16 protein-coding genes and 1 other annotated feature are annotated in these 16,316 nt (G+C 52.7%); of the genes, 7 read left to right on the top strand and 9 right to left on the bottom strand.

From position 1 onward, the window contains the following. Window positions 1-50 precede the first annotated feature (50 nt). Entirely contained in the window at window positions 51-1,967 is a 1,917-nt protein-coding gene (gene dnaK, locus ABVM99_RS09840; RefSeq protein WP_000516126.1) for a molecular chaperone DnaK, read from the bottom strand. A gap of 348 nt (window positions 1,968-2,315) precedes the next feature. Between dnaK and ABVM99_RS09835 the strand changes: the two genes are divergently transcribed. From ABVM99_RS09835 to satP, 3 genes are all read left to right on the top strand, one after another. Continuing rightward, window positions 2,316-2,720: a DUF2541 family protein gene (locus ABVM99_RS09835; protein WP_001258084.1), complete on the top strand. Its 405-nt coding sequence runs from the start codon at window positions 2,316-2,318 to the stop codon at window positions 2,718-2,720. Window positions 2,721-2,755: 35 nt separating this feature from the next. After that, complete coding sequence (gene msyB, locus ABVM99_RS09830) at window positions 2,756-3,469, top strand: acidic protein MsyB (protein WP_001103477.1); 714 nt, start codon at window positions 2,756-2,758, stop codon at window positions 3,467-3,469. Between the two features lie 149 nt (window positions 3,470-3,618). Beyond that, window positions 3,619-4,185 carry an acetate uptake transporter gene (gene satP, locus ABVM99_RS09825; RefSeq protein WP_023195070.1) on the top strand — a complete coding sequence of 189 codons (567 nt, stop codon included), beginning with the start codon at window positions 3,619-3,621 and terminating at the stop codon, window positions 4,183-4,185. A gap of 56 nt (window positions 4,186-4,241) precedes the next feature. On the opposite strand, the gene mog is transcribed toward satP, so the two are convergent. Further along, complete coding sequence (gene mog / locus ABVM99_RS09820; RefSeq protein ID WP_000380373.1) at window positions 4,242-4,832, bottom strand: molybdopterin adenylyltransferase; 591 nt, start codon at window positions 4,830-4,832, stop codon at window positions 4,242-4,244. A gap of 110 nt (window positions 4,833-4,942) precedes the next feature. Then, entirely contained in the window at window positions 4,943-5,896 is a 954-nt protein-coding gene (gene tal, locus ABVM99_RS09815) for a transaldolase (protein WP_000130175.1), read from the bottom strand. Between the two features lie 268 nt (window positions 5,897-6,164). On the opposite strand from tal, the gene ABVM99_RS09810 reads away from it, so the two are divergent. Further along, a complete protein-coding gene (locus ABVM99_RS09810; protein WP_023195069.1) occupies window positions 6,165-7,595 on the top strand; it encodes a sodium:alanine symporter family protein in 1,431 nt (476 codons plus the stop codon). Window positions 7,596-7,673: 78 nt separating this feature from the next. Next, a complete protein-coding gene (gene yaaA, locus ABVM99_RS09805; protein ID WP_000906175.1) occupies window positions 7,674-8,447 on the top strand; it encodes a peroxide stress protein YaaA in 774 nt (257 codons plus the stop codon). A 93-nt stretch (window positions 8,448-8,540) separates the two neighbouring features. On the opposite strand, the gene thrC is transcribed toward yaaA, so the two are convergent. The 6 genes from thrC to yjjY all read right to left on the bottom strand — a co-directional run bounded on the left by thrC (window position 8,541) and on the right by yjjY (window position 14,811). Beyond that, window positions 8,541-9,827: a threonine synthase gene (gene thrC / locus ABVM99_RS09800; RefSeq protein WP_000781110.1), complete on the bottom strand. Its 1,287-nt coding sequence runs from the start codon at window positions 9,825-9,827 to the stop codon at window positions 8,541-8,543. Window positions 9,828-9,830: 3 nt separating this feature from the next. Beyond that, on the bottom strand, window positions 9,831-10,760 hold the full coding sequence (thrB, locus tag ABVM99_RS09795) for a homoserine kinase (RefSeq protein ID WP_000241685.1): 930 nt from the start codon (window positions 10,758-10,760) through the stop codon (window positions 9,831-9,833). Between the two features lies 1 nt (window position 10,761). Next, window positions 10,762-13,224 carry a bifunctional aspartate kinase/homoserine dehydrogenase I gene (gene thrA, locus ABVM99_RS09790; protein ID WP_001264679.1) on the bottom strand — a complete coding sequence of 821 codons (2,463 nt, stop codon included), beginning with the start codon at window positions 13,222-13,224 and terminating at the stop codon, window positions 10,762-10,764. A 25-nt stretch (window positions 13,225-13,249) separates the two neighbouring features. Continuing rightward, window positions 13,250-13,370: a sequence feature (Thr leader region), on the bottom strand. Continuing rightward, on the bottom strand, window positions 13,306-13,371 hold the full coding sequence (gene thrL, locus ABVM99_RS09785) for a thr operon leader peptide (RefSeq protein ID WP_001575544.1): 66 nt from the start codon (window positions 13,369-13,371) through the stop codon (window positions 13,306-13,308). (Overlaps the previous feature by 65 nt.) Window positions 13,372-13,584: 213 nt before the next feature. Beyond that, window positions 13,585-14,271 (bottom strand): tRNA/rRNA methyltransferase, encoded by a 687-nt coding sequence (locus tag ABVM99_RS09780; RefSeq protein WP_023195068.1) that lies wholly within the window; start codon window positions 14,269-14,271, stop codon window positions 13,585-13,587. A gap of 399 nt (window positions 14,272-14,670) precedes the next feature. Next, window positions 14,671-14,811: a protein YjjY gene (gene yjjY, locus ABVM99_RS09775; protein ID WP_001541509.1), complete on the bottom strand. Its 141-nt coding sequence runs from the start codon at window positions 14,809-14,811 to the stop codon at window positions 14,671-14,673. Between the two features lie 95 nt (window positions 14,812-14,906). On the opposite strand from yjjY, the gene arcA reads away from it, so the two are divergent. Next, window positions 14,907-15,623 carry a two-component system response regulator ArcA gene (arcA, locus tag ABVM99_RS09770; protein WP_001194359.1) on the top strand — a complete coding sequence of 239 codons (717 nt, stop codon included), beginning with the start codon at window positions 14,907-14,909 and terminating at the stop codon, window positions 15,621-15,623. A 267-nt stretch (window positions 15,624-15,890) separates the two neighbouring features. Next, window positions 15,891-16,205 (top strand): hypothetical protein, encoded by a 315-nt coding sequence (locus ABVM99_RS09765; RefSeq protein WP_000749515.1) that lies wholly within the window; start codon window positions 15,891-15,893, stop codon window positions 16,203-16,205. Window positions 16,206-16,316 lie beyond the last annotated feature (111 nt).

Here is a 16,316-nt window from a genome sequence, read left to right as displayed (position 1 = left end):
GGAGAGGAAACCTCTTCGCCCGTGCCAGTAATTACCCGTTCAAAGGGCGATTATTTTTTATCTTTTACTTCTTCAAACTCAGCGTCGACAACGTCGTCATCTTTCGCGTTGTTTGCAGAAGCGTCAGCGGAGCCAGCCTGCTGCTGCGCATGTTGCTGCTGAGCGATTTCCATCAGTTTCTGGGAAACCTGCGCCAGTTCCTGCATTTTCGCTTCGATAGCGGCTTTATCTTCGCCTTTCAGGGCAGTTTCCAGCGCGCTCAGGGCAGACTCGATAGCGGTTTTGTCATCAGCCGGCAGTTTATCGCCTGCTTCTTCAACCTGCTTACGAGTACTGTGCAGCAGATGGTCGCCCTGGTTACGAGTCTGAACCAGCTCTTCGAACTTACGGTCGGATTCAGCGTTCGCTTCTGCATCGCGAACCATTTTCTGAATTTCTTCCTCGTTCAGACCAGAAGACGCCTTGATAGTGATCTTCTGCTCTTTACCGCTATTTTTGTCTTTCGCGGAAACGTGCAGGATACCATCAGCATCGATATCGAAGGTGACTTCGATCTGCGGCATACCGCGCGGCGCCGGGTTGATGCCATCCAGGTTGAACTGACCCAGAGATTTGTTATCAGACGCACGTTTACGCTCACCCTGCAGCACATGGATGGTTACCGCAGACTGGTTGTCTTCCGCAGTAGAGAACACCTGGCTGTGCTTGGTCGGGATGGTGGTGTTTTTGGTGATAAGCGGAGTCATCACGCCACCCATCGTTTCGATACCCAGAGACAGCGGGGTAACGTCCAGCAGCAGTACGTCTTTCACATCACCGGTCAATACGCCGCCCTGTACCGCTGCGCCGATAGCCACAGCTTCGTCCGGGTTAACGTCTTTACGCGGCTCTTTACCAAAGAACTCAGCCACTTTTTTCTGCACCATTGGCATACGGGTCTGACCGCCGACGAGGATCACGTCGTTGATATCAGACACGGACAGGCCAGCGTCCTGCAGTGCGACTTTCAGCGGCTCGATAGAACGGTTCACCAGATCTTCAACCAGGCTTTCCAGTTTCGCACGAGTCACTTTGATGTTCATGTGTTTCGGACCGGTGGCATCTGCGGTAATGTACGGCAGGTTCACGTCGGTCTGCTGCGCAGAAGACAGCTCGATTTTGGCTTTTTCTGCGGCTTCTTTCAGGCGCTGCATTGCCAGCGGATCGTTACGCAGGTCAATGCCCTGATCTTTCTTAAACTCGTCAACGAGGTAGTTGATCAGGCGGGTATCGAAGTCTTCACCACCCAGGTGGGTATCACCGTTGGTTGCCAGAACTTCAAAGGTTTTTTCGCCATCAACTTCGTCGATTTCGATAATAGAGATATCGAAAGTACCACCACCGAGGTCGTAAACCGCGATAGTACGGTTGCCGACTTCTTTATCCAGACCGTAAGCCAGCGCTGCGGCAGTCGGTTCGTTGATGATACGTTTAACTTCCAGCCCCGCGATACGACCAGCGTCTTTGGTAGCCTGACGCTGCGCATCGTTAAAGTAAGCCGGTACGGTGATAACCGCTTCAGTTACCGGTTCGCCCAGATAATCTTCAGCCGTTTTCTTCATTTTCTTCAGCACTTCGGCAGAAATCTGCGGCGGCGCCATTTTCTGACCTTTCACATCAAGCCATGCGTCGCCGTTGTCGGCGCCGATGATTTTGTACGGCATGATAGAAACGTCACGTTGAACTTCTTCGTCCTGGAAGCGGCGGCCAATCAGGCGTTTAATCGCAAACAGGGTGTTTTGCGGGTTTGTCACTGCCTGACGTTTAGCCGGCTGACCAACCAGAGTTTCACCATCCTGGGTATAAGCAATGATAGAAGGCGTAGTGCGATCGCCCTCGGCGTTCTCCAGCACGCGTGCCTGCGTTCCATCCATAATCGCTACACAAGAGTTGGTAGTACCCAGGTCGATACCAATAATTTTACCCATCTAAACGTCTCCACTAAAAATTCGGTCATCATGTGGTTGTGAATCTGTAATAAGGGCGAAACGTGCGGTTTCAACTACCCTGAATCGTTTTTTTTCAGACTCACCACTGCGGTTGACTACAAGATGGGGTCGTAACCCACGTCATCAAGGGGGAGATGAAAAAATTTTTTAGTGACGAGAGGGCGCGATGGAAAACCAGACAGATAAATATTCATGAAATAAATTAAAAAACGAATACCATTCACAGAAAAATTGTAATAAAAAGAAAAGATTACAAAACTGAATCGTTGTCATGAGCAGAGTATGATAGACGGTAATTGCTTATTGAACCCGTCAAAGAGAAATTCCATGCGATCTGTGTTAACGATTTCCGCCGGCCTGCTTTTCGGCCTGGCGTTAAGTAGCGTCGCGCACGCGAACGACCATAAAATACTGGGTGTTATTGCCATGCCCAGAAATGAAACGAACGATCTCGCGCTGAAAATTCCCGTCTGCCGCATCGTGAAGCGCATTCAACTCACGGCGGATCACGGCGACATCGAACTTAGCGGAGCATCCGTCTATTTTAAAACTGCGCGTAGCGCCAGCCAAAGCCTGAACGTCCCTTCCTCAATCAAAGAGGGCCAGACGACAGGCTGGATCAATATTAATAGCGATAACGACAACAAACGCTGCGTATCAAAGATTACCTTCTCAGGCCATACGGTAAATTCTTCCGATATGGCGAGACTTAAAGTCATTGGCGACGATTAATCGCTGTTATTTCTATTCCAAAAGCCAGACTGAAAATGAACGTCACCTATTTACACGACGAGGATTTAGACTTTCTTCAGCATTGTAGCGAAGAACAACTCGCCGATTTCGCCCGTTTGCTGACGCATAACGAAAAGGGCAAGGCTCGCTTGTCGAGCGTCCTTAGTCATAACGAGCTGTTCAAAGCGATGGAAGGTCACCCGGAGCAACACCGCCGTAACTGGCAGCTCATTGCCGGCGAGTTTCAGCATTACGGCGGCGACAGTATCGCCAACAAATTGCGCGGACACGGAAAACAGTACCGCGCGATTCTGCTGGATGTCGCAAAACGGCTAAAACTCAAAGCAGATAAAAGCATGTCGACGTTTGAAATAGAACAGCAACTGCTGGAGCATTTTTTACGTCATACCTGGCAGAAGATGGACGCGGCGCATAAGCAGGAATTTCTGCAAGCCGTAGACGCCAAAGTTTCTGAACTGGAAGAACTGCTGCCGCTGCTCATGAAAGATCGCAGTCTGGCAAAAGGGGTCTCCCACCTGCTCTCCACCCAGCTTACCCGCATTTTGCGTACCCATGCCGCAATGAGCATCCTGGGTCACGGATTACTGCGCGGCGCAGGTCTTGGCGGCCCGGTCGGCGCGGCGTTAAACGGCGTCAAAGCGATGAGCGGCAGCGCGTATCGCGTGACTATTCCGGCGGTGTTGCAAATAGCCTGCCTGCGACGAATGATGGCAGCCGTTCAGGCGTGAATGCCCTCACTGGGGGAAATATTTTCTTTTCCCCCTTATTAGATCATAGACAGTCCTCTTCCCCCTGATTATTATGCCGCGCCCCGAATACGGAACTCGTTATTCTGGGAAACTATTTCACCATTCAATTATGATGATTTTGAGGAATTATGGGCAACACTAAGTTGGCTAATCCGGCACCGCTGGGCCTGATGGGCTTCGGCATGACCACCATTCTGCTTAACCTGCACAATGCCGGTTTTTTCGCCCTGGACGGTATTATTCTGGCGATGGGGATTTTCTACGGCGGTATCGCGCAAATTTTTGCCGGTCTGCTGGAGTACAAAAAAGGCAATACCTTTGGTTTAACGGCCTTTACCTCTTACGGTTCGTTCTGGCTGACGCTGGTCGCTATCCTGCTGATGCCGAAAATGGGCCTGACGGATGCGCCTGACGCTCAGCTACTCGGCGCTTATTTAGGTCTGTGGGGCGTGTTCACGCTGTTTATGTTCTTCGGTACGCTGAAAGCCGCCCGCGCGCTGCAATTTGTTTTCCTGAGCCTGACCGTACTGTTCGCTCTGCTGGCGGTCGGCAATATCACCGGTAACGGAGCCATTATCCATATCGCAGGCTGGGTTGGTCTGGTTTGCGGCGCCAGCGCTATTTATCTGGCGATGGGTGAAGTGCTAAACGAGCAATTTGGCCGCACTATTCTGCCAATCGGCGAGGCGCACTAAATCTCTTTTATTCCTCCCGCACCGGGAGGAATAACCCTACTATCAGTATCCTCCGGTCAGGACGACATATTCTCACGTCTGGCGCTCTTCGGACGGAAAGCGGCAACCACTTCCGGCGCGGTTTCGACATACGGCCCGTCAAGCAGCTGTATGCAATACGGCACGCTCGCAAAAATGCCCGGCACGCTAACGCTGCCATCGTCCGCTTTTACGCCTTCCAGCGTTTCTTTGATCGATTTTGGCTGTCCAGGCAAATTAAGAATTAACGCCTGTTTACGGATAACGCCCACCTGGCGGGAAAGAATGGCGGTCGGCACAAAGCGCAGGCTGATCTGGCGCATCTGCTCGCCAAAACCTGGCATTTCACGGTCGGCGATGGCAAGGGTCGCGTCCGGCGTGACGTCGCGACGCGCCGGACCGGTACCGCCAGTGGTCAGCACCAGATGACAGCTCATCTCATCAACCAGTTCACACAACGTTTGCTCGATAATTTCCTGTTCATCAGGAATTAAGCGCCGTTGGACCTCGAAAGGCGTGGTCAGCGCAGAAGCGAGCCACTCCTCAAGCGCAGGAATGCCTTTATCCTGGTAAACGCCGCTTGAAGCGCGGTCGGAGATAGAAACTAAGCCAATACGTAAGGTATCCATGATTATTCCGTTTAAACAGTCTCGTTAAACAGAATGATACACTGCGAAGGGAAGGACAGACAGGTTTCAGAAGAGGTAGCGTGACCCATATCAGGGCCACGCGTTAATGATTACAGCAGATCGCCGATCATTTTTTCCAGTTTTTCCTGGTCTACCGCAAACTTACGGATACCATCCGCCAGTTTGTCAACCGCCATGGGGTCCTGGTGATGCTGCCACAGGAACTCGGCTTCGGTAATGCGTTCCGGGCGCGCTTTGACTTCGCCGGAGAAAGAGAGCTTACGCTCAATCGCCCCTTCGCTTTCCGCCAGTTCTTTCAGCAATGCCGGCGCGATAGTCAGACGGTCGCAGCCCGCCAGTTCCAGAATTTCGCCTACGTTACGGAAGCTTGCGCCCATAACGACGGTTTCGTAACCATGCTGTTTGTAGTACTCGTAGATTTCCGTTACGGAAACCACGCCCGGATCTTCAGCTGGCGCATAGTCTTTCTTGTCGGTATTGGCTTTATACCAGTCAAGAATACGACCTACGAACGGCGAGATCAGGTAGACGCCCGCTTCGGCGCACGCACGCGCCTGCGCGAAGGAGAACAGCAGCGTCAGGTTACAGTTGATGCCTTCTTTTTCCAGCTGTTCGGCTGCGCGAATGCCCTGCCAGGTGGACGCCAGCTTGATCAGGATACGATCGTTGCTGATACCCGCATCATTGTAGAGTTTAATGATACGTTTTGCTTTGGCGATAGACGCTTCAGTGTCATAAGACAGACGCGCGTCAACTTCGGTAGAAATACGCCCCGGCACCAGCTTCAGGATTTCCAGGCCAATATTCACCGCCAGCTTATCGGTCGCGTCAACAACCTGCTGCGCGCGGTCGCTGCTCTGCTGCTTCGCCCAGGCGACAGCATCGTCAATCAGCTTACGATATTCCGGGATTTGCGCTGCGTTAAGAATGAGAGAAGGGTTAGTTGTAGCATCCTGCGGCTGGTACAGCTTCATTGCCGCGATATCTCCGGTATCAGCCACTACGGTGGTGAACTGACGAAGGGAGGTCAATTTGTCCGTCATGATAGAGTTTCTCTTTAAACAGCTTGTTAGGGGATGTAACCGGTCTACCCTGATGATAACACGACGCACTCACAGCGCAACCGCCTACATGCACCTGGCTGCCCTTGTGCACTGTTTGCGTATCTGCCGACGGTTGATGCGCAATTAAAGGATACCGCCGTATTTATGGTAAACTGCCGTTAATATTAGTCTGACAAGGTCATCTACATCATGGGTCACGCTTATACAGGATTATCAAAGCGTGCCGGCATCAACAAGAGGGACGTTAATGCCTGAGTTTTTCAGTTTTATTAACGAAATACTCTGGGGCTCGGTAATGATTTACCTGCTGCTCGGCGCAGGATGTTGGTTTACCTGGCGTACCGGATTCATTCAGTTTCGTTATATTCGCCAATTTGGCCGCAGTCTGAAAGGCAGCCTTAGCCCGCAGCCAGGCGGCCTGACGTCATTTCAGGCGCTGTGTACCAGCCTCGCGGCGCGGATTGGCAGCGGTAATCTGGCCGGCGTGGCGCTGGCTATCGCCGCAGGCGGTCCCGGCGCGGTATTCTGGATGTGGGTCTCGGCCATCATTGGCATGGCGACCTCCTTCGCCGAGTGTTCGCTTGCCCAGCTTTATAAAGAACGTGACCCGACAGGCCAGTTCCGCGGCGGCCCGGCGTGGTATATGGCGCGCGGGCTGGGAATGCGCTGGATGGGCGTGGTTTTCGCCCTCTTTCTGCTCGTCGCCTACGGGTTGATTTTTAATAGCGTGCAGGCGAATGCCGTCTCACGCGCGCTCCATTTCGCCTTCAACATTCCGCCACTTATCTCCGGCATTGCTCTGGCGTTCTGTGCCCTGTTAATTATCATTCGCGGCATAAAAGGCGTCGCCCGCCTGATGCAATGGCTGATTCCCCTCATCGCGTTATTGTGGGTCGCCGGCAGCGTGTTCATTTGCCTCTGGCATATTGAGCAAATGCCTGGCGTTATCGCCTCGATAGTCAAAAGCGCATTTGGCTGGCAGGAAGCCGCGGCAGGCGCAGCCGGATATACGCTCACTCAGGCTATTACCAGCGGTTTTCAGCGTGGGATGTTCTCTAATGAAGCGGGTATGGGGTCAACGCCTAATGCGGCCGCGGCGGCAACGTCGTATCCCCCTCACCCTGTCGCGCAGGGGATTGTGCAAATGATTGGCGTATTCAGCGACACCATTATCATCTGTACCGCCAGCGCGATGATTATCCTGCTGGCGGGGAATCACGCGTCCCACTCGTCAACAGAAGGCATTCAGCTTCTCCAACATGCAATGGTTTCGTTGACCGGTGAATGGGGCGCCAGTTTTGTCGCGCTTATCGTCATTCTGTTCGCGTTCAGTTCTATCGTCGCCAACTATATTTACGCCGAAAACAATCTGTTTTTTCTGCGGTTACATAACGCAAAGGCTATCTGGCTATTACGCCTTGCGACACTTGGCATGGTTATCGCCGGTACGCTTATCAGTTTTCCGCTGATATGGCAGCTCGCTGACATGATCATGGCCTGTATGGCCATTACCAATCTGACGGCGATTTTGTTGCTCTCACCGGTGGTGTATACCCTCGCCGGCGATTATCTGCGACAACGGAAACTGGGCGTAAGACCGCAGTTCGATCCGCGGCGCTTCCCGGATATCGAACCACAACTGGCGCCAGATACCTGGGATGCGGCATCGCGCGATTAAGCCGACAATCGCAACCATCGGTCAACTCTGCGGCGTTTTTTTGCTAAAGTCGCAGAAAATTCCCTGCAAGGACTGGATATGCTGATTCTGATTTCACCTGCAAAAACGCTTGATTATCAAAGCCCGCTGGCCACGACCCGCTATACCCAGCCGGAGCTGTTGGATCACAGCCAGCAGCTTATTCAACAGGCCCGCCAGCTTTCGGCGCCGCAAATTTCCAGGCTGATGGGAATTAGCGACAAACTGGCGGATCTCAACGCCACGCGTTTTCATGACTGGCAGCCTCATTTTACGCCGGATAATGCACGCCAGGCGATTCTGGCGTTCAAAGGCGATGTTTATACCGGCCTACAGGCGGAAACGTTCAACGACGCGGATTTTGATTTTGCTCAACAACATCTGCGTATGCTCTCTGGCTTGTATGGCGTATTGCGCCCGCTGGATTTAATGCAGCCTTATCGTCTGGAGATGGGGATTCGCCTGGAGAATCCGCGCGGCAAAGATCTTTATCAATTCTGGGGCGATATCATTACCGATAAGCTCAACGAAGCGCTTGAGGCGCAGGGCGATCGGGTGGTGGTGAATCTGGCCTCTGAGGAATATTTTAAATCGGTGAAGCCGAAGAAACTGAATGCCGAACTGATTAAGCCCGTGTTCCTTGATGAGAAAAACGGCAAGTTTAAGGTGGTAAGCTTCTACGCCAAAAAAGCGCGCGGACTGATGAGCCGTTTTATTATTGAAAACCGCTTAACGAAGCCGGAACAGCTTACCGCGTTTGACCGTGAAGGGTATTTCTTTGATGAAGAAACCTCCACACAAGACGAGCTGGTCTTTAAACGCTACGAGCAGTAACGACATCGCCGGATGGCGGTTACGCCTTATCCGGCCTACAAATCGACACCACCCCATAGGCCCGGTAAGCGACAGCGCCACCGGGCGCAATGGTTACTGGCGGGTCATCATCAGCTTACGCAGGGCGGCAAAATCCGCAGGCAGATGATGTGAAAGCAGCGGCAGATCGGCGCGTTCGGCGAGCGCTTCAGGCAAGGCCAGCGTTTCTCCCAGAATGGACTCCACGCTTTCTTTAAACTTCGCCGGATGCGCCGTTCCGAGAAACAAGCCATACTCGCCAGGGTTTAACTGGTCGCGTAATGCCCGATACGCTACCGCCGCATGAGGTTCCGAGATATAACCTTTCGCTTTCAGCTCGCGCATCGTCTGTTGTGTCGTAGTGTCATCCACCGCCGCATAGCCCAGCTCAGTCAGACGCCAGATTTTACGGCGGAATAGCTCCTCCACGCGCGGCCAGTTATTCGGCTGGCTGACATCCATCGCATTCGACAGGGTCGCCTGCGTCGCTTTCGGCGCCCACTTTCCGTCATGCAGAAAACGCGGCACCGTGTCGTTGACGTTGGTGGCGGCGATAAAGCGTTTCACCGGTAGGCCTAACGACTTCGCCAGCAGTCCTGCCGTCAAATCGCCAAAGTTGCCGCTGGGTACGGAGATCACCAGTTGGTTACGCGCCCCCTGCGGCAGTTGCGCCACGGCTTCAAAGTAGTAGCAAATTTGCGCCAACAGGCGGCTGATATTAATCGAATTAGCCGAATTCAGCCCCAGCGCCGTTTTCAGTTCTTCGTCATCAAATGCCTGTTTCACCAGCGCCTGGCAAGCGTCGAAATCGCCGTCGATCGCCACGGTTTCAATGTTGCCGCCCAGCGTACAGAACAGTTTTTCCTGCAACGGACTGATTTTACCGCGCGGGTAGAGAATGACGACCCGCACATTTTCCAGGCCATAGAACGCGTGAGCCACCGCCGCGCCGGTATCGCCTGACGTTGCGGTCAGAATCGTCACCGGTTTGTCGCCGCTGATATGCGTCAGCATTTGCGCCATAAAACGCCCGCCGAAGTCTTTAAAGGCCAGCGTCGGACCATGGAACAGCTCCAGGCAGCCGACATCGCTTTCTACCTGCGCTACCGGCGCCGGGAACGCAAACGCCGCGCGGACGCGCTCTTCCAGAATTTGCTGCGGTATTTCATCGCCAATAAATGCCGAGAGGATCTTTGCGCTACGGCTGACAAAGTCCTGGTTGAGCATCTCATCAATTTCCGTCAGGCTAAACTCCGGCAGTTCGTGCGGAAAAAAAAGTCCCTGCTGTTTGCCCAGTCCTTGCGTGACGGCCTGCGCAAAGCTGACCTGCTCATTATGGTCTTTCAGATTATAGAGTTTCATTGATTATCCCACTACTCGTGCGCCCGCCGTATCCAGCCGGCAAATATGAACGAAGCCTTCCTGATTTTGCAGATAATGTTTGCTCAGCCAGTCCGCGACGCGCTGCGCCGTCTCCGGTTTATCGCATAGCGCAAACAGCGTCGGCCCCGATCCTGAAATCCCGCTCGCCAGCGCGCCGATCTCCGACACCGCCTGCCGCGCCTGGCTAAAGCCCGGCAGTAAACGCGCGCGGTATGGTTCGGCAATAACATCTTTCATCAGCGCGGCGGCAAGCTGCGGCTGCCGCGAGTAACAGGCGTGAATAAAACCGGCCAGATGCCGTCCATGCGCAATGCAATCCTGACGGCGATACTGCGCAGGCAAAATGGCCCGTGCTTCTGCGGTGGAAACTTTAATGCCCGGATAAGCCAGTACCCATAGCCACTCATCAAAGCCCGGCACCTGCTGACTAATAATGCCGTTTTCTTCAATCATCAACTGCATACCGCCAAGAAAGCACGGCGCGACGTTATCGTAATGGATGCTGCCGGAGATACGGCCTTCCAGCTCGCCCATCAGCGCCAACAGACGCGTGTCGTTTAACGGTTTGCCGCAGTGCTCATTCATCGCGACCAGCGCAGCGACGACGGAACAGGCGCTGGACCCTAACCCGGAACCAATCGGCATATTTTTTTCCAGCGTCATCGCCACCGGGATGGTTTTCCCCAATGCCTGGCAAAAACGTTCCCAGCACTGATAAACAATATTTTCACGCGGCTCCGGCGGCAGTTTATCGGCAAATCGCCCCAGGTTATGCAGACGGAAATGGTCCGCTGCTTCAACGGATACCACATCGCCCAGCAACGTGCCGTCAACGGGTGTGACGGCTGCGCCCAACACGTCGAAACCGACGCTCATGTTCGCGCTGGAAGCCGGGGCATACACTTTCACCATGTTAAACTCCTAACTTCCATGAGAGGGTCCGTAACAGATCGGCAAACACGCCCGCCGCCGTCACATCATTGCCTGCGCCGTAGCCGCGCAGCACCAACGGCAAGGGCTGATAATAGTGGCTGTAGAACGCCAGCGCGTTTTCACCGTTTTTCACTTTGAAGAGCGGATCGTTACCATCAACTTCGGCAATCTTCACGCGGCACACGCCATCCTCTTCGATATTGCCCACATAGCGCAATACCTTACCTTCATCACGAGCTTTAGCCACACGGGCGGCAAACGCGTCGTCAAGCTGCGGCAGATGCGCCATAAAGGCGGTCACATCGCCGGAGGCGTCAAACCCGTCCGGCAACACCGGTTCAATCACGATATCGGAAAGCTCCAGCTCGCGGCCCGTCTCGCGGGCGAGGATCAACAGTTTCCGCGCCACATCCATACCGGAAAGATCGTCGCGCGGATCGGGTTCGGTATAGCCCATCTCGCGCGCCAGGGCGGTCGCCTGTGAGAGACTCATCCCCTCTTCCAGTTTACCGAAAATAAAAGAGAGCGACCCGGAAAGAATGCCGGAAAACTTTTGCAGTTCATCACCCGCATTCAGCAGGTTTTGCAGGTTTTCGATTACCGGCAAACCGGCGCCGACGTTGGTGTCATACAAGAATTTGCGCCGTGATTGCGCGGCGGCGAAACGTAGCTGATGGTAGTAGTCCATCGACGAGGTGTTCGCTTTCTTGTTTGGCGTCACCACATGGAATCCTTCACGCAGGAAGTCGGCATACTGGTCGGCCACCGCCTGACTGGAGGTACAATCAACAATCACCGGATTGAGTAGATGATATTCTTTCACCAGGCGAATTAAGCGTCCCAGATTGAACGGCGCGTTCGCTTGCGCCAGTTCCGCCTGCCAGTTGTCCAGATTCAGGCCATGCACATTGGTTAGCAACGCCTTTGAGTTCGCCACGCCGCACACGCGTAGATCGATGTGCTTGTTCTTCAGCCAGGTTTGTTGACGTTTAAGCTGTTCCAGTAGCGCGCCGCCGACGCCGCCGACGCCAATGACAAACACTTCAATCACCTGATCGGTATTGAACAGCATCTGGTGCGTTACCCGCACGCCGGTGGTGGCATCGTCGTTATTCACCACCACAGAAATGGAACGCTCAGAAGATCCCTGAGCGATCGCCACGATATTGATATTGGCCCGCGCCAGCGCGGCGAAGAATTTCGCTGAAATGCCGCGTAACGTGCGCATACCGTCGCCGACAACAGAGATAATCGCCAACCGCTCAGTAACCGCCAGCGGCTCCAGCAGCCCCTCTTTCAGCTCCAGATAGAACTCATCCTGCATCGCACGGCGGGCACGCGCGCAGTCACTCTGCGGCACACAGAAGCTGATGCTGTACTCAGAGGAGGACTGGGTAATGAGCACCACCGAGATCCCGGCGCGAGACATGGCGGCGAAAACACGCGCCGCCATCCCAATCATCCCTTTCATTCCAGGGCCGGAGACGCTAAACATCGCCATGTTGTTAAGGTTAGAGATCCCTTTAACCGGCAGATTATCATCGTCGCTGGACGCGCCGATCAGCGTTCCTGGTGCCTGCGGATTGCCGGTATTTTTAATCAGACAGGGGATCTGGAACTGGGCGATAGGCGTTATGGTGCGAGGGTGAAGGACTTTGGCGCCGAAGTAAGAGAGTTCCATCGCTTCCTGGTAGGACATCGATTTCAGCAGCCTGGCGTCCGGCACCTGACGCGGGTCACAGGTATACACGCCATCGACGTCAGTCCAGATTTCACAGCAGTCAGCGCGTAAACAGGCGGCCAGCACGGCGGCGGAATAGTCGGAACCATTACGGCCCAGCACCACCAGTTCACCCTTTTCATTACCGGCGGTAAAGCCCGCCATCAGGATCATGTGATCGGCCGGGATCTGGCTGGCGGCGATACGGCGAGTCGACTCCGCGATATCGACGGTAGATTCAAGATAATGACCCACCGCCAGCAGTTTTTCTACCGGATCGATCACCGTGACGCGATGCCCACGCGCCTCCAGGAGTCCCGCCATAATCGCGATCGACATTTTTTCGCCACGGCAAATCAGCGCGGCGTTGATGCTATCCGGGCACTGACCCAGCAGGCTGATACCATGCAGAACATGTTTGATCTGAGCGAATTCTTGTTCGACAACCATTTTCAACCGTGCAAGCGGGAATCCCGGCTGCGCGCTGGCAAGTCCTGCGAGCAGGTCAGAAAAAATACGTTCGGCATCGCTGATATTCGGCAAAGCATCCTGACCGCCGATAGTTTTTTCAATCATCGCCACCAGATGGTTGGTAATTTTCGCGGGGGCGGAAAGTACGGTCGCTACCTGCCCTTGCCTGGCATTGCTTTCCAGAATATCGGCAACACGCAGAAAACGTTCTGCATTTGCCACTGATGTACCGCCGAACTTCAACACTCGCATGGTTGTTACCTCGTGATCTCTGGTCGAAAAAAAAGCCCGCACTGTTCAGGTGCGGGCTTTTTTCTGTGTTTCCTGTACGCGTCAGCCCGCACCGTTACCTGTGGTAATGGTGATGGTGGTAATGGTGGTGGTGCTGATGCGGTTCATGGATGTTGTGTACTCTGTCATTTTTATTTGTCTGTCTTGTATTCCTATATTGGTTAAAGTATCTGCCCGCCTAAGTCAATAAATTTTTAAATTGATCACATTCCGAAACTTGTTCATGTGCTGCTGGCGATATATTTATTTTCAACCAATTCCCCCTGTTATGATCTCTTGCAACCAGACGTAATCTCTTATTATTTTAAAAATTACAGCACGTTATTTTGTTAGTTTTTTTTCAATATCATGGACCAAACGGTGCAACATTACCGTATCTCGCTGTCCCAGCAGGCCGATTCGCTGTTGTAGCCAGTCGGTTAATTTGTGGTCATCGGCCGCCTCCAGAGTCGTTAGCAGGCGTAAAAGGCGCGCGCGTAACGCCTGTAACTGCGATTCATCAGCAATATCAACGGATTCTGTGGTCTGTTGCATTAAACCTGCTAATTGATAGCAATACACCATGACCGCCTGACCCAGATTGAGCGAAGGGTAATCCGCCGCCATCGGCACGCCGGTCAATACATCCGCCAGCGCCAGCTCGTCATTGGTCAAACCGGAATCCTCACGGCCAAAAACCAGCGCGGCATGACGCATCCAGCGTGATTTTTCCTGTAATAAGGGAACCAGTTCAGCGGGCGAAGCGTAGTAATGAAATTTTGCCCGGCTGCGGGCTGTCGTCGCGATGGTAAAATCCACATCGTGGAGCGCGTCGGCAAGGGTGCGGAAAACCTCAATATTATCAATAATATCTCCAGATCCATGTGCGACCCAACGGGTGGTGGGCTCCAGGTGCGCCTGGCTGTCGACAATACGCAGGTCAGTAAATCCCATGGTCTTCATAGCCCGGGCGGCTGCGCCGATATTTTCCGCTCTGGCGGGAGCGACAAGAACGATTGTTACACGCATTTCATTACTCTTTTTGACTAATTTACAGGAAATTAGCTGGCGTTTGTAAGCATATTACGCTTCGCAAATTTACAAAATTTTAACGGATATCACTGAAAAAGCATTTTTGATTTCGTAAAAGACGCTACACTATTGCGTATCTGTACTATTGCTGTTTATGTTAACAGAACATCGTTATCCTGCTGTTTATTTAGGATAATTTAATTTAAAATAGATCCTGTTCTTTGGATTCATCACATTTATTAGTTGGCTTACGTAACTAGTTGGAATATTGCAAATTTGTGATGAAAGCTAGCATTTAGCTACGATGATTTCATCAAACTGTTAACGTGCTACAATTGAACTTGATATATGTCAACGAAGCGTAGTTTTATTAGGTGTCCGGTACGTCTTAGCCTGTTATGTTGCTGTTAAAATGGTTAGGATGACAGCCGTTTTTGACACTGTCGGGTCCAGAGGGAAAGTACCCACGACCAAGCTAATGATGTTGTTGACGTTGATGGAAAGTGCATCAAGAACGCAATTACGTACTTTAGTCATGTTACGCCGATCATGTTAATTTGCGACATGCATCAGGCAGGTCAGGGACTTTTGTACTTCCTGTTTCGATTTAGTTGGCAATTTAGGTAGCAAACATGCAGACCCCGCACATTCTTATCGTTGAAGACGAGTTGGTAACACGCAACACGTTGAAAAGTATTTTCGAAGCGGAAGGCTATGATGTATTCGAAGCGACAGATGGCGCGGAAATGCATCAGATCCTCTCTGAATATGACATCAACCTGGTGATCATGGATATCAATCTGCCAGGGAAAAACGGTCTCCTCTTAGCGCGTGAACTGCGTGAACAGGCTAACGTTGCGCTGATGTTCCTGACGGGCCGCGATAACGAAGTCGACAAAATTCTCGGCCTCGAAATCGGCGCGGATGATTACATCACCAAACCGTTTAACCCACGCGAATTGACCATCCGTGCCCGCAACCTGCTGTCCCGTACCATGAACCTGGGTACCGTCAGCGAAGAGCGTCGTAGCGTTGAAAGCTACAAGTTCAACGGTTGGGAACTGGATATCAACAGTCGTTCACTGATCGGCCCGGACGGCGAGCAGTATAAACTACCGCGCAGCGAGTTCCGCGCGATGCTTCACTTCTGCGAAAACCCTGGCAAAATTCAGTCACGCGCAGAGCTGTTGAAGAAAATGACCGGGCGCGAGCTGAAGCCGCATGACCGTACTGTTGACGTTACCATTCGTCGTATTCGTAAGCATTTCGAATCCACGCCGGATACGCCGGAAATCATCGCCACCATTCACGGCGAAGGTTATCGCTTCTGCGGCGACCTGCAGGATTAATTCGGCCCAGGCGCCAAACCGTAAAAACAGCCGGTAAGTTATTCTTACTGGCTGTTTCTTATGCCCCCCCTTCCGCTAAGCGGCCTCGCTTTCCCTCCTGACCTGCCGTTATGACGTACTCTTTTACATAAAAATTGTCGTATAGCGCTGTTTATCTCAGCTTGCGAAAGTTAAGGTAGTTTGTGTATTTACATTAAAGAGTAATACACGGGATTTGTTAGTCCCCAAAAAATAAGGGGATGCTCACAGGACGTGAGGTTTCAAAGGATGAAAAAATCACCATTATGCTGCTACCTGTTTTGTGCAGCGATGTCAGCTTCATCAGCCGCGCTGGCTGCTACCGCGCCGGTCTCCGCAGGCGTTATTCATTTCAAAGGCCAGATTGTCGAATATGGTTGTAATCTTGCGCCTCACGATCGCAATATCGAGGTATCATGTTTGCGGAATAATATCCCCCATTTGCAGACAGTCGCCACACCGTCTGGAAACGCTATTTCGTTGATGAATGGAATCGCCACGGTACGGCACGTGTCGTTAAAAGATCATCCGGAGATTCAAAGCCTGATCGTCCAGTACCGCTAACCGCTTATGGCTCCCGCCGGGAGGAGTTCCGGCAGGCGGCGATTTCGCTCAGTAAAACGCCGCCCGCCTGCATTTTGTACTTTTCTCTCATTCGTATCCTCCAACAGCGAT

The organism is Salmonella sp. SJTUF15591 (assembly GCF_043356435.1).
In the GTDB taxonomy this organism is placed as follows: domain Bacteria; phylum Pseudomonadota; class Gammaproteobacteria; order Enterobacterales; family Enterobacteriaceae; genus Salmonella; species Salmonella enterica.
This window is presented reverse-complemented; position numbering and strand designations above follow the sequence as displayed.